At 38.3% G+C, this 14069-nt stretch carries 11 protein-coding genes; 3 read left to right on the top strand and 8 right to left on the bottom strand.

Annotated features, from left to right (window positions below; all coding sequences use genetic code 11):
- Position 1 precedes the first annotated feature (1 nt).
- The 3 genes from citF (at position 2) to G573_RS0107260 (ending at position 3562) form a co-directional block, all read left to right on the top strand.
- Complete coding sequence (gene citF / locus G573_RS0107270; RefSeq protein ID WP_027976098.1) at positions 2–1537, top strand: citrate lyase subunit alpha; 1536 nt, start codon at positions 2–4, stop codon at positions 1535–1537.
- Complete coding sequence (gene citX / locus G573_RS0107265; protein ID WP_037586911.1) at positions 1530–2075, top strand: citrate lyase holo-[acyl-carrier protein] synthase; 546 nt, start codon at positions 1530–1532, stop codon at positions 2073–2075. The genes citF and citX overlap by 8 nt, the downstream gene beginning before the upstream one ends.
- A 95-nt stretch (positions 2076–2170) precedes the next feature.
- Entirely contained in the window at positions 2171–3562 is a 1392-nt protein-coding gene (locus G573_RS0107260; protein ID WP_027976096.1) for an oxaloacetate decarboxylase subunit alpha, read from the top strand.
- A gap of 80 nt (positions 3563–3642) precedes the next feature.
- Here G573_RS0107260 and xerS read toward each other — a convergent pair whose 3' ends face one another.
- The 8 genes from xerS to G573_RS0107220 form a co-directional block, all read right to left on the bottom strand.
- Positions 3643–4713 carry a tyrosine recombinase XerS gene (gene xerS / locus G573_RS0107255; protein ID WP_027976095.1) on the bottom strand — a complete coding sequence of 357 codons (1071 nt, stop codon included), beginning with the start codon at positions 4711–4713 and terminating at the stop codon, positions 3643–3645.
- A 220-nt stretch (positions 4714–4933) separates the two neighbouring features.
- Positions 4934–7882, bottom strand: a complete 2949-nt coding sequence (locus tag G573_RS0107250; protein WP_027976094.1) for a type III restriction-modification system endonuclease — start codon at positions 7880–7882, stop codon at positions 4934–4936.
- Between the two features lies 1 nt (position 7883).
- Positions 7884–9749, bottom strand: a complete 1866-nt coding sequence (locus G573_RS0107245; RefSeq protein ID WP_037586846.1) for a site-specific DNA-methyltransferase — start codon at positions 9747–9749, stop codon at positions 7884–7886.
- 564 nt (positions 9750–10313) lie between these two features.
- On the bottom strand, positions 10314–10688 hold the full coding sequence (gene dhaM, locus G573_RS0107240) for a dihydroxyacetone kinase phosphoryl donor subunit DhaM (RefSeq protein WP_027976092.1): 375 nt from the start codon (positions 10686–10688) through the stop codon (positions 10314–10316).
- A complete protein-coding gene (dhaL, locus tag G573_RS0107235; protein WP_027976091.1) occupies positions 10688–11266 on the bottom strand; it encodes a dihydroxyacetone kinase subunit DhaL in 579 nt (192 codons plus the stop codon). Before dhaL ends, dhaM begins: the two co-directional genes overlap by 1 nt.
- 17 nt (positions 11267–11283) lie before the next feature.
- Positions 11284–12273: a dihydroxyacetone kinase subunit DhaK gene (gene dhaK / locus G573_RS0107230; RefSeq protein WP_027976090.1), complete on the bottom strand. Its 990-nt coding sequence runs from the start codon at positions 12271–12273 to the stop codon at positions 11284–11286.
- Positions 12274–12328: 55 nt separating this feature from the next.
- A complete protein-coding gene (locus G573_RS0107225; RefSeq protein ID WP_027976089.1) occupies positions 12329–13171 on the bottom strand; it encodes a glycosyltransferase family 8 protein in 843 nt (280 codons plus the stop codon).
- 20 nt (positions 13172–13191) lie between these two features.
- On the bottom strand, positions 13192–13950 hold the full coding sequence (locus G573_RS0107220) for an SDR family oxidoreductase (RefSeq protein WP_027976088.1): 759 nt from the start codon (positions 13948–13950) through the stop codon (positions 13192–13194).
- Positions 13951–14069: the final 119 nt, after the last annotated feature.

Raw genomic sequence — 14069 nt, 5'->3', positions numbered from 1 at the left:
GATGGTAGAAAATAAATTAGGTCGTGATATCCCTCAAGAATACGCTGAGCGCTATGGTGTATTCGAAGGAGAACTTGCACATATTAAGGACTATAAGGAATCCAGCCGACATGTTAAGCCGGTCAAACCTTCGGATGACAAGCTCTTGTCATCTATCCATGAAGCTATTGAAAAAACAGGACTGAAAGACGGGATGACCATTTCCTTCCACCATCATTTTCGTGAAGGCGATTATGTCATGAATATGGTGCTGGATGAAATCGCTAAAATGGGCATTAAAAATATCTCAATTGCTCCAAGTTCTATCGCCAATGTCCATGCCCCTTTGATTGATCACATTAAAAACGGTGTGGTAACTAACATTACGTCCAGCGGTTTGCGTGATAAGGTAGGTGCAGCCATTTCAGAAGGCATTATGGAAAATCCTGTTGTTATCCGCTCACACGGCGGCCGTGCCCGTGCGATTGCAGCCGATGATATTCATATTGACGTCGCTTTCTTAGGAGCTCCAAGCTCTGATGCTTACGGTAATGCCAACGGTACAAAAGGAAAAGCAACCTGCGGTTCACTCGGCTACGCCATGATTGACGCTAAGTATGCAGACCAAGTAGTCATCATCACAGATACCTTGGTGCCTTACCCTAATACGCCAATCAGCATTCCTCAGACAGACGTAGACTATGTCGTTGTGGTTGATGCGATCGGAGATCCTGAAGGTATTGCTAAAGGGGCAACGCGCTATACTAAAAATCCTAAAGAACTCTTGATTGCTGAATATGCTGCCAAAGTTATTACAAACTCCCCTTACTATAAAGAAGGATTCTCTTTCCAAACAGGTACCGGCGGAGCGTCACTGGCTGTTACACGTTTCATGCGTGAACAGATGATTAAAGACGGCATCAAGGCCAATTTTGCACTCGGCGGTATTACCAATGCTATGGTAGAATTGCTGGAAGAAGGTCTGGTTGATAAGATTATGGACGTGCAGGACTTTGACCATCCATCAGCCATGTCTATGGATCGCAATGCTGAAAAGCACTATGAAATTGATGCTAATATGTACGCATCTCCGCTCAGCAAGGGTTCAGTTATCAACCAATTAGATACCTGTGTCCTGTCTGCTTTAGAAGTAGATACTGATTTCAATGTCAATGTTATGACTGGCTCAGACGGTGTTATCCGCGGAGCATCAGGCGGTCACTGTGACACAGCCTTTGCTGCCAAGATGAGTTTGGTTATTTCACCGCTCGTTCGCGGACGCATTCCTACCTTCGTTGATAAGGTCAATACAGTCATTACACCGGGAACAAGTGTCGATGTGGTTGTCACAGAAGTAGGTATTGCTATCAATCCTAACCGTCCTGATTTGGTAGAACACTTCAAAGATTTGAAAGTACCGCAATTTACTATCGAAGAGCTGAAAGAAAAAGCTTATTCAATCGTTGGCAATCCGGAACCTATTCAATATGGTGATAAGGTTGTTGCTCTGATTGAATACCGCGATGGCAGCTTGATTGATGTTGTCCACAATGTCTGAAATATTAAACAGCCAAACCGTTTTTGACGGGCCGCAAGTCGTTTTAGAGGATATGATGGCTGCGCGGGAAAAACGCAGTTTCAGACAAAAGGCTCTTCTTGAAAAATACCAAGGACAAAGTTTGCTTTGCCTGACTATGAATATTCCCGGTCCTGTAAAGACCTCTCCTGCCTTAAATCAGGCCTTTGAGGAGATTGTCACAGATGTCAGGCATCAGCTGAACAACGACACTGTCTTTGATCATTTGCTGATGCTTGATACCGGCTGGGAGTACTATCTGGTAAGCAGCCTGCCGCCAGAAGTATTGAAAAGAAAAATGATTGCTACAGAAACCGCAAAGCCTGTTGGGCGCCTGATGGACTTGGATGTGCTTACCCTAAAAGATGGTTTCGTTCAGCCGATCAGCCGCCGAGAACTGGGTTTTCCTGCAAGGCAATGCTATATCTGTCACGAAGATGCTAAAGTCTGCGGCCGCTCGCGTAAGCACAGTATTGAGGACATGCGGTCAGCTATCGTTAATCTGCTCAAACAAAGTTAAACAAAGCTTGAATTGGGATGGCAAGCTATACAGAAAAGAAAATATCCTTTGAGTTTTAACTCTTACAAAATTTGTATCTTATGAAAGGAGTAGAAATGACTAAAATCCGTATTACGGAGACGGTTTTAAGAGATGGGCAGCAGAGTCAGATTGCAACGCGCATGACAACTCAGGAAATGCTGCCTGTTCTCAAAACTTTAGATGAAGCTGGTTACCACGCTTTAGAAATGTGGGGCGGTGCCACCTTTGACTCCTGTCTTCGTTTTTTAAATGAAGACCCTTGGGAGCGGCTGCGCACTATTCGCAAACATGTAAAAAACACCAAACTGCAGATGCTTTTGCGCGGACAAAACTTGCTTGGTTACCGCAACTATGCTGACGATGTAGTAACCGCCTTTATTCAAAAATCAATCGAAAATGGGATTGATATTGTCCGCATTTTTGACGCCCTGAATGATCCGCGCAACCTGCAGACAGCTGTTCTTGCGACTAAGGAGGCCGGCGGTCATGCACAAGTAGCCATTTCTTATACCACAAGTCCTGTCCATACAGTAGATTATTTTGTTGATTTATCAAAACAATATGCTGAAATTGGTGCGGATTCTATCTGTATCAAAGACATGGCTGGTGTTTTGACGCCGCAGACAGGTTATGATTTGGTTAAACGCATTAAAGAAGCCGTTGATCTTCCGCTCGAAGTGCACACTCACGCAACCAGCGGCATTTCAGAGATGACCTATCTGAAAGTAGCTGAAGCAGGAGCCGACATTATTGATACAGCTGTTTCTTCTTTTGCCGGAGGAACCAGCCAGCCGGCCACAGAATCCTTAGTTATTGCTTTGGAAGAGCTGGGCTTTGAAACAGGTATTGATTTGAAGAAGGTTGAAGAAGCAGCAGCTCATTTTAATACAGTGCGCGATCATTACCGCAAAGAAGGAATCCTCAATCCTAAAGTTAAGGATGTTGAGCCTAAAACTTTAATTTATCAAGTTCCCGGTGGTATGCTGTCTAATCTGCTCAGTCAATTAACTGAGCAAGGTCTGGCTGACCGCTATGAAGAAGTTCTGGCGGAAGTGCCGCGTGTCAGAGCCGACTTAGGTTATCCGCCTCTGGTAACCCCGCTGTCACAAATGGTGGGAACCCAGTCTTTGATGAATGTTATCTCTGGTGAGCGCTACAAGGTGGTACCGAATGAAATCAAGGACTATGTCCGTGGATTGTACGGCCGGCCGCCTGCAGCAATTGCTCAGGATATCAAAGAAAAAATCATCGGAGATGAAGAAGTAATCACTGTACGGCCGGCAGACCTCATTGAGCCTCAGCTGCCGATTCTGCGCAAAGAAATCGCCCAATATGCTAAAAGTGAAGAAGATGTGCTCAGTTACGCTTCCTTCCCTCAGCAAGCCAAAGATTTCTTAGGACGCCGTGAAGATCCATTCTATGACGTGCCTCTGCAGACAGTAGATGTCAAAATTGATTTCGACTAATAATGAACAGCAATAAAACCTGAGAAAAGTCTCAGGTTTTATTCTATATGAGTTTATTTTACATAATTTAAATTATGTTTTCAAAGTTTATCCAAAGCATTCTTTTGCTCGTCATTGACAATATGTGTATAGAGGTCGGTTACTTGGGTGCTGGCGTGCCCCAATTGGTGGCTGACCAAAACTTGAGATTTAGTTGCATCATAGAGCCTTGTAGCCAGTGTATGCCGCAGTTTATGGGGCGTTACACGGATTTTGAAGTCTTCTGAATATTTGGCGACCATTTTTTCGATAGAAGAAGCATCCATGCGGTTAGGCAGACCGCGGTATTCCGATAAAAAGAAAGCAGTATCCGTCTTTTCGGCCTTGTAACGCGCCTGACGAATATTCATATAATTTTCCAAATAGGGCTTGGCAAAAGCAGCCACATTGACTGAATCTCTTTTTCCGCCCTTGCGGGTAACCTCGATAACCATCATTTTGAGATTGACATCTTTAAGATCAAGATTGACCGCCTCTGACAAGCGCACACCTGAAGCCAGCAGCAAGGCGATAATAGCCAAATCGCGTTCCTTATTTTTTCGGAAAGACGATAGAGCTCTTTTAGAAAGTTTGTTTTGATAATCATTATCAATATAGTCTAAAAATTCCATGGTTTCATCGCCTAAAAATAGCTTTTGTTTAATATTTTCAGCCCGGGCCGCCAAGGTTTCTTTTTTCTTTTTAGTAGAAACTTTTTTCATGACATTTCGGTAGAAATAAGGTTCCCCGTCAGCATTTTCAACCTCTTCGGTCAAATATTTGTAAAGACTGGATAAGGCTGATAAAGTACGATTTATCGTTGTCTGGGAGACACCCTGACGTTTGGTGTTGGAGTTGAGCAGTGTCCGCTCCCGTAAATAAAGAATAAAAGCCTCCATATCCTTTTTACTGAGGTTTTCAAGGACTTCCAGAGGAATATCAGCAATCTTTTCAGCATCCGAAACACCGGCATCAATCAGCCATTCAAAGAAACGCCGATATTCTTTCAGATATTCGTATAGCGTCGTAAAACTGTATGGAACAGTTAATTTTGACTGATAGTAATCTAAAACGTACCAGGGCATAAGCTCTTTTAGTTCATCAATTTTTTCAAGCAAGAGTTCACGTCTCATTTCAATCTCCTAAATAAGTATAAAGAATAGTCATAGGTTTTGCTAATAGGAGTATATCATACCTATAGATAATTTTCAAGAAAATTACAGTTTTTCGGAAAGATATTAATGGCTATATTTAGTGTCTAATAAATAAAAAAGTCCAATTTAAAAAGCAAATCAGAAAGATTTACTTTTTAAAAATTATAAAAGAGATAGGATTTATAGCAATTATGATGAGTTAGCGTATGATTTTCTTTATCATTGAAACAATATCATCATCTTTAAGCTGTTTTTCAAAAGAAACATTAATACCATCTTTCTTTAATTCTTCAAAAAACTTCTTAGCAGAGGTGATTTTTAATTTTTCTAATCCTCTTAAGGTAGTTTCTCTATCTACATCTTTTGTTTCTACAATAAAGTTAACTTCTGTATTCCCATCTTTTCTTATGACATACATGAAATCAGGGCTTGTTGTGCCTCCAAAATACAATGGAACTTGTACACTTTTTCTAGGAATCTTACCAAATACAACAACTTCGTCAATATTGCTATCTTTGATATTCTCTTTTTCTTTTGGGCTATCAAAAACGACCTTGTCATATAGGAAGTTTTTAGGCACAGATAAATTATCATCCTTTATAACTCCAACAATTCCCTGTACAATCTTTTCTTTTACTTCTCCGTTTATATCTGTAAGAGCTGTCTCTAAAGAATCGACATTAAGCGACTTGTAGGAGAACCTCTTTATAAAAGCATTTTCAAACCATATTTGAAATTTTATTATGAAATTTTTGAGTGAATTTCTATTAAAAAATCCATCTTCTATAGGTTTGTTCTTATGATACTTACATAAAGCCTGATGCATGATCTTAACTGGGATTCCAGTGGCACTTTGTACTTTTTTCAAAAATTCTCCATAAGGAATCGATTCATTCAGCACAAAGTAATTAGAACTGTCTTCTTTAAACGCTAGTTGTTCTTTTTCTATGGTAATTTTCTTTTCGATAGTTCGAGCAAGAACATCTTCTTCAATCCCTTCCTTTAAAATAGTAAGGGTGGCTTCATATAGTTCCTCGTCTGAAATATTATTTAATGTCAAATAATATTTTCTATTGATTTTAGACCACAATTCTTTTATTTCAGAAAACTTGTTTTTACGAATATGAACGACACCTTGGCTCTTTTTATTCCTATCAATTACCTTATCTTGTTCTAGTCCAGTGTGTAATTCAGGATAGTCTGCAATCAAGTTGTCCCTGTTGTCAAAGTTAATATTACCATCTATGTCAATGTAATTATTTGACAGAAGCAAAATAAATAGTTTCTCCTCAGAGATTCCTCTATTTCTTGCAAGTTTTGAGAGTTTATCTTTTATATTCGTTTCTTTGAATTTGTTATCCTTATTGATTTCACTTACTAAATTTTCAGCGAAATCCTTTTCTGAATAATCAAATAAGTAAGTTAAATAAAATTGATTATCGGAAATCCTGTTTCCATATTCATCAACAGGAAGTCTTAATCCACGTCCGACCTCTTGGAGCTTGCTAATTTCAGAACCGCTAGAGCGAAGTTTACATATCTGAAAGACGTTGGGATTATCCCAACCTTCGCGAAGGGTCCATTTTGAGAAAATAAATCTTCTTGTATTCCAATTTCCTTTTTCGTCTTTAAAGGAAAGGAGATTTTGTTTATCTCTTAAAATTTGGTCTACTTCTTTTTGAATATCTTTATCAGCATTAGAATTATCTTCTGCAAAATATCCACCATTAGTTAAAGAAATATCTTTTAAAGAGCTTTTCAAAAAACTCACATATTCCTTGTGAATATCAGATGTAGAATGTATAAATTTATCTTTTTCTTCTTCAAGATTTTCTTTTAATAATTCTTGAAACCTTACCCTTAAATGGCCATCGCCTTTTTCTCCTCTGTACGAATAAATAGAATCGATGAAAAATAGAGATAGAGTCTTAATTTTTCTTTCTCTAAAGAAGTTTTCTCTTTCTTGTTCTATATGATTTTTAATTGCCTGTTTCATCATCAGGTCTTGATAGGTATTTCCATATATACCAGCGTAAATCTGATCACCTTTAACCAGAATTTGTCCATTAGAAAGAGTGACACCTCTTTTAATATAGTCATCTTCTGTCTTGCCAATAGAACTAATAGTAATACCACTAAAATCATTGTCGATGAGGGAAAGGGAGTCGCCAATTCCAAGTGTAAAAGATTTTCCTGTCTTTTCATTTCGAATGACACAGGACTTAGGAGAATTGATAATATCCATAATCTTTACTTTGGTCTCATTCAAACTTTCCTGTGCAATCATCTGTGTTGCAACACCTTTTACAAGATTGCTATTAAAAGCTTCAAGAGAACCTAAATTAAAGACAAGATTGTTATAATCTTTTTGATTTGATTTAGGCAAATTAGGAAAAGTTGCCCCAAAACGAATGATACAAAGCGGATTGATTCTTTCAATCAATCTTTTATAAGCAGTATTTTCTCTCTTAAATTTATGCGGTTCATCTATGATTACAATAGGTCTAGTGGCTTTAAGCGTATCATAAGGATTAGAAAAGGTACCAAATAAGGTCTGATCATATTCATTATCCATTGTAGCTTTTGATAACAACATCCCACTAGACATTAATAGAGTACTTATGTTATTTTTTTCTAAAATTGTTCCTCTAGCAAAGTCAGAAATAGCCTGTGGGAACATCTTTCTGCCCTTATTTTTCTTTTGAGGGTTTAAGATAGATAAAGATATTCTCTTATCAGGATAAAGATCAGCAAAGTGTGTCTTCGCATAGTCTGATTGAATGAAGGCTCTTGTCCCCTCTTTAATTGGGGTTGTAGGAACCAGTATGATAAACTTATGAAATCCATATCTCTTATTTAGTTCATACATAAGTCTAGTATAACAATAAGTCTTACCAGTGCCAGTTTCCATACGTACATCAATACCAAAATGCTCATCTACACTTGTACGTAACTCTTTGGGTATTGATGTACCATCAAAATTTGTCTGAATCTCTTTTATATTGTTTATCAGTTTTGCGTCGTTGGCATCAAAGATAGGATTTGCGAAAATATCATCAGTAGTTTTGATGCTGACATCTTCAAATACTTTACTTACTCTATCTAAACACTCGGTTTGGTGAGGTAAAATACTTAATTTAATTCCCATATTAGTACCTCTCAATCAATTCTACATGCTTGTTATTTCTTAGGCTAGACAGATTCTTCTTTAGTTCATGATGGACATTAAAACTAATAGAATTTACATAGATAACAACTCTCGAAATATCAAGTTCAAGGCTTTCGATTCTCCTTATAAGCTCCATGACATCAGAAGATTCTAGCCCTTGGTCAATGATATAGAGGCTATTGTCAATCTTATCTGCTACAAACTTATCTAATTTATACTTCTCAGTATTTACACTCAGCCCATAACCATCTAAAGCAAGGTAAGTGGATAAAATCGCATCTTTTCCTTTTGCATTTTCTGTATCAAAAACAGACACCATATCGTCAAGGATTAGCTTTGGATTATCATCAAAATAATCAAGATTAGTAAGAATATCCTCTTCTAACTGTTCTAGTGAATAAGTCTTAAAGCCATAATCTATCTCAGCTCTAGTTTCTTCCTTGATCTTCTTAGCAGCTCTTTTGATTCTCTCACGACCGATTTCATCAATCGTTCGATAGCCTGCCTTATATGCAGGTTTGTCTTCCTTAATCTCTTCTGGAATTTGCACCAAGATATATTTTCTGTTGCCCCCATCTTCTGCATTTAATTGCATTACAGCATGGGCAGTTGTGGCGGAGCCGGAGAAGAAGTCTAATACTATTTCTTTATTATTGCCTTTAAAGGTTGTAGCTAATACTAACTTCTTTATTAAATTCAATGGTTTTGGGTTATCAAAGGGGGCCTTACCCTTACTGGTTTCGTATATATCTTCCAATTCACGAATTCCGTCTGCAGTCAAATGTTTACTAACGGAATCTATATTGAGAATACTATGAAACTTGGAAAAATCTTCAGAAACCTTTCTGAGTTTCCCAATTATGTTTTTGCCATATGACTTTGGAACTAATATATATTCATTGTTCTTTATGCCTTCATCAATTTTATTTTTATATTCTAATCCTTTTACTTCTATAATGTCCTCATAATGCAAATTGCCATATTTACCAAACTCTTCTCTTATTGCGTCTTCTTGAATCCAATAAAGTTCACCATTTATTACGACTTTCTTTCCTCTAATATCTTTAGGTCTTTTTAAATTATCAAAATGCGATATATTCTTTGCATATACATATACAATTTCATGCCCATTTATAACGTATTTTGCGTTACCTCCGCCTTCTGCAGTATTAACAACCAGATCTTTTATAAAATTCTCTTCTCCAAATACCTCATCACACATTAGCTTTAAGTTTGCCTGCTCATTATCATCAATAGAGATAAAGATTACACCATCATCAGAAAGCAATTCTCTTGCAAGGAGGAGTCTTGGATACATAAAGGTCAGCCAGGCAGAGTGGGAGCTTTTGCCTGCTAGGTCAAGTATCCTTTGTGCCTCTTCTTCCTCTATTCCAATAGTTTCTGCTAGTTCTTTAACATTAAAAGAAAAATTGTCCGGATAGACGAAACCATCAGAGCCTGTGTTGTAAGGTGGGTCAATGTAGATGCATTTAATGTTGCCTGCATAAGAACCTAAAAGATGTTTCAGAGCGTCAAGGTTATCACCAATAATATAAAGATTTTTGCTATCCTTGTTTTCTTCTTTTTCATTTTCACTTTTATTAGGTGCAATAAAGGTTTCCGTCTTTGTAGAAGATAAATATCTTGCATAAGACTTTCCTAAAAATTTTAGTTCATAACCTTCTTTATTAAGAGAAATGTCGCTTTCTTCCAACATTTCCTTAAATCTATCCATTAAAAATTCCCCATCTTTATCGAAAAATTGGGGGAAATTAGATTTTAAGATTTCTATTTCTCTACTGTTAGATTTAATATTCTCATTTTCTTTCATATTATCTTTAAGCATACGATTGTTTCACTCCTCTACTTATGATATGTGAATGTGTAGATTCTGTAATATCTATATTTCTTCTCTTATCTCCATTTTTACTTTTAATATTATATCATGTTTCTATGATTATCTAAATGCTTACTTTATAAAATAATCATAGAAAGCCCATCCCATCAAACTTTTTAAGTGTAGACATTTTTTATTGAATTGGTAAAAATTCTATTTTCGTATCTCTTTCTATCGTGCAATTATTTGCTAAACAAATAATATTATGGACAAGTTTTACATTATTAGAATGATATTATTCTTTGTAATACCAATAACTTCCTTTTCATTGCATTTCAATCGAAGAGAGTATTTCATTTTCAAAACTAGTATCCATTTGTCACCTCGTTGCATGTCACTATGTACTATTTATTATACCATTAACTAACAAAGTAAAAACATAATGTACATAAATTTTTAGCTTTATCAAAGTTTTACTTTATACAAGTAAATCCCCCGCAGCAAAACTGTTACGGGGGATTACTAATTTAATGAGTGATCTGCCAGAGGAGTTATTTCGGCTGTTGCCAGCTTTTATTTCTCTACAGTTAGATTCTTTAATTGTTCCTCAATTGCTGGCAAATCTGCTCCTGCTTGTATAAGAGCAGCTGCTGCGTAAGTTCCTTCAACGATCGGAACATTATTTATAATAATATTTTTAGCTGAGAACTCTGCGGCCATTTCTAAGTTCATTTTGGCAGAACCCAAATCAAAGAAAGCCAGAAGAGTTTCTTTAGGGTTGTCTTCAATGACTTTTTGTACCTGGTCAAAACCAGTGCCGATTCCACCGTCTTCCTTACCGCCAGTATAGGTAAAGGCGACATCTTTGGCAACTTCTTGAATCAAGTCTGCTACACCTTGTGCAATCTTTTTTGAATGTGAAACAATGACGATTCCAATTTCCGACATTACAGTGCACCTGCTTCTAATAAAGATTCAAATAATAAACCAGAAGAGTATGATCCAGGATCGATGTGTCCGATGGAGCGTTCTCCCAAATAGGAAGCGCGGCCTTTTGTAGCTCGTATATCCTTTGTCTTTTCGACATAGGATTGTATACTTTCTTTGGTCAACCGACCGACTTTAATATCTTCCAGTACAGGAGCCCAGACATCGACCATCGTCTTTTCATTGACTTCGGCTTTACCTCTTTGTTTAATCATATCTAAACCGGCTTTTATCAGATCATAAACGGAACCTTGAGCTGTTTGGGCTTTGGTAATTCCCATGAAGGCTGATCCGTATAAAGGTCCCGAAGCACCGCCGACTTTGCTGATCAATTGCATGGAAACAGCCTTGAAAACATCAGCTGCTGAGTCAAACTCTTTAGTATTGAGGTTTTCCATGACAGCTGTCATGCCGCGTGCCATATTGCCGCCGTGATCTCCGTCGCCAATCGGCGTATCAAGCTGAGAGAGATAATCTTTATTTGCCTGGATTTTATCATTGAATAATGTCATCCACAGTTTTGCTGTTTTTACTTCCATAATCGATTCATTTCTCCTTACCAAGCAGGTGTTTCAACCGGACTGTTCAGGGCTTTCAGCCAGTCATTGTCTTTGAGTTTTATAAGGGTGAGTGAAATCCCTGCCATGTCAATCGAGGTCATGTAATTGCCGATTTTTTTATAAACTACTTCAATGCCTTTTTGGCTGAAGGACTCTTTAACATCATTAGCAAATATGTACTGCTCCATGAGAGGAGTTGCTCCCATGCCATTGATTAAAACACCGAATTTATCGTCGGGCTGGGCAGCGAAAGACTCTGTTAATTTTTCAACCAATTCTTTGGCTAATGTTTTAGAAGGCTGCATTTTTTCTCGGCGATAACCGGGTTCACCATGAATGCCGATACCAAATTCAATCTCGTCATCGGCCAAGGTAAACCCCGGCTTACCGACTTCCGGAACCGTTGCGCCGCTGAGAGCAAGACCGACTGTATGGATATTTTTCACCAATTCATCTGCCAATGCCTTGATTTCTTCAAGTGATTTTCCGTTTCTGGCAGCATCTCCCAGGATTTTATGAACCAAAATGGTACCGGCAACACCGCGGCGGCCTTGGGTATATAAGCTGTCTTCCACCGCGATATCATCATCTACAACAACGCTCATAACTTTGATGCCTTCCATTTCTGCCATATCCTGAGCCATTTCAAAATTCATAATGTCTCCGGAATAATTCTTTATAATGAGAAAAACTCCGGCACCCTCATCAGCTTCTTTGATAGCTTCAAAAATTTGGTCTGGAGTCGGTGAAGTAAATACCGCACCGCAAACAGCAGCTGAAAGCATGCCTTGACCGACAAAACCGGCATGTGAGGGTTCATGACCGCTTCCGCCGCCTGAAACGAGACCGACTTGCCCTGATTTCTCTGCCTTGCGGACAATGACATCAAAGCCGTCCAATCTACTGACTAAATCATTGTGCATATAAGCAAAACCATCGATCATTTCGGTCACGACTTGTCCGGGATCATTGATAATTTTTTTCATCTGCTCTACCTCCGATTTTTTTCTATTATGAATGAATAGGGTGTGTTTTGAAAAATCAGTTTTCTTTTTCTAATATGGCGACTTTATGCTGATAATGTTTATACAAGGCTGCGTATCGGCCTTTGTAATCTTTTTTCCAGGGCTTATCTTTGCCGCAAAAATGCAGGAAAACAGTATTTTTAATTACCCAGTCAAGATCCCATTCTCCCAGACTGCGGGTGAAATAAATGATATTGTATCTGGCGTCGTAATTATAGATTTCATCGGGAATTTGGCTTGTTTGTGAGCCATATAGGGCATTGAGAACATCTTGATCGGGCAAAAGCAAGGTTCTTCCTTTTTTAGCGATATAGTCCATAATAACCTGACGGTCTATTTGCTGACGGCACTGCTCTAAATTCATCAGTAAAACACCGGTGTTGAAATAACTTTCAGCTTCAAAATTATTTAAGCGCAGCTTATTCACAATGTCTGTTATGCCTTTGTCCGATACATGGCTGGCGGCAGCATATAAATTATCCCCCATTTCCATCTGATAAAGAGGAACAATGTCATTGAGGCAGAGAATATCAGCATCTAAATAAAGAATCCTTGACAGATGCTGAGGGAGATAATCCTGAGCCAAAAGCCGGTAATAAATCGTTTCGGGATAGCGATCGCTGACCGGAGCGTCTTTAAAGTCATCTTTGCTGATTACAATCGGTTCATAAGTAAAGCCCAGATGATGGCAAAAGGCTGCAATTTCGTTATGTCTGTCCAAAAGCTCTCTTTGTAAGATATAAACAGTTAAATTTTTGCAAGAGCTGTTTGCGTATAAAGAATAAAGGGTCACTTTAAATTGATCTACAAATCGGTCATTAATCGCGAACAAAAGATTGATATTTTCAGTTTCCTTCATAAGGACTAAGCCGCTTCTTTCTAATTCAGATCTCTGTCAACCGGCTGAGGTCCAAAACTTTGTGAAGTTGGCATCATTTCAATGCGGTTAATATTGACATGTTTAGGCTGCTGATAAACCCAGAGGACAGTATTGGCTATGTCCTGAGGCTGAATGCTGTGAGCGCCTTGATAGAGCTGATCGGCACGCTCATCATCGCCTTTAAAGCGCACATTGGAAAATTCTGTTCCGCCGCAAAGACCGGGTTCAATATTTGTGACACGCACCCTGGTTCCTGCTAAATCCGCCCGGAGATTAAGGCTGAATTGTTTGACAAAGGCTTTGCTTGCTCCGTAAACATTTCCGCCCGGATATGGATAGGTTCCGGCAATTGATCCGATGTTGATGATATAGCCTGATTTTCGCTCTACCATAGCCGGCAATACTTGGCGTGTCAGATAGGTCAAACCGATAATATTGGTAGCAATCATTGTTTCCCAGTCTTTGAAATTAGCCTCGTAAGCCTTATCAAGTCCTAAAGCTAAACCGGCATTGTTAACCAAGAGTTCAATGTCTGACCATTCCTGTGGGAGACTTGCCAGAGCCTTATTGATAGATGATGTATCTGTCATATCCATTTGTAAGGGATAAAAATTTTCTCCTAGGACTGTTTTAAGATCGTTTAACTTTTCCAGACGTCTGGCGGCCCCAATAACACGATATCCTTCTTTGATAAAGGTTTCAGCCATTGCCTTGCCAAAGCCTGCCGAAGCGCCTGTAATCAATACTGCTTCTGCCATTTTTAATCTCCTTTGCTTTTTAGTCTTATCATAGCATATTATACCTTTTTTCCCGGAAAATATCAGTGCTGAAAATCTTTACCATATTTTTTTGGGAATAGGGTTTCGTTTGTATGACT

This window comes from Streptococcus devriesei DSM 19639 (genome assembly GCF_000423725.1).
Classification (GTDB): domain Bacteria; phylum Bacillota; class Bacilli; order Lactobacillales; family Streptococcaceae; genus Streptococcus; species Streptococcus devriesei.
This window is presented reverse-complemented; position numbering and strand designations above follow the sequence as displayed.

What these genes read in the sequence shown, in the direction of transcription:
- citF (WP_027976098.1), top strand. Translation starts at nt 2, where the DNA reads ATGGTAGAAAATAAATTAGGTCGTGATATCCCTCAAGAATACGCTGAG.
- G573_RS0107225 (WP_027976089.1), bottom strand. Translation starts at nt 13,171, where the DNA reads ATGAAGGAAACTGAAAATATCAATCTTTTGTTCGCGATTAATGACCGA.
- dhaK (WP_027976090.1), bottom strand. Translation starts at nt 12,273, where the DNA reads ATGAAAAAAATTATCAATGATCCCGGACAAGTCGTGACCGAAATGATC.
- dhaL (WP_027976091.1), bottom strand. Translation starts at nt 11,266, where the DNA reads ATGGAAGTAAAAACAGCAAAACTGTGGATGACATTATTCAATGATAAA.
- dhaM (WP_027976092.1), bottom strand. Translation starts at nt 10,688, where the DNA reads ATGTCGGAAATTGGAATCGTCATTGTTTCACATTCAAAAAAGATTGCA.
- G573_RS0107250 (WP_027976094.1), bottom strand. Translation starts at nt 7,882, where the DNA reads ATGGGAATTAAATTAAGTATTTTACCTCACCAAACCGAGTGTTTAGAT.
- citX (WP_037586911.1), top strand. Translation starts at nt 1,530, where the DNA reads ATGTCTGAAATATTAAACAGCCAAACCGTTTTTGACGGGCCGCAAGTC.
- G573_RS0107245 (WP_037586846.1), bottom strand. Translation starts at nt 9,749, where the DNA reads ATGCTTAAAGATAATATGAAAGAAAATGAGAATATTAAATCTAACAGT.
- G573_RS0107260 (WP_027976096.1), top strand. Translation starts at nt 2,171, where the DNA reads ATGACTAAAATCCGTATTACGGAGACGGTTTTAAGAGATGGGCAGCAG.
- xerS (WP_027976095.1), bottom strand. Translation starts at nt 4,713, where the DNA reads ATGAGACGTGAACTCTTGCTTGAAAAAATTGATGAACTAAAAGAGCTT.
- G573_RS0107220 (WP_027976088.1), bottom strand. Translation starts at nt 13,950, where the DNA reads ATGGCAGAAGCAGTATTGATTACAGGCGCTTCGGCAGGCTTTGGCAAG.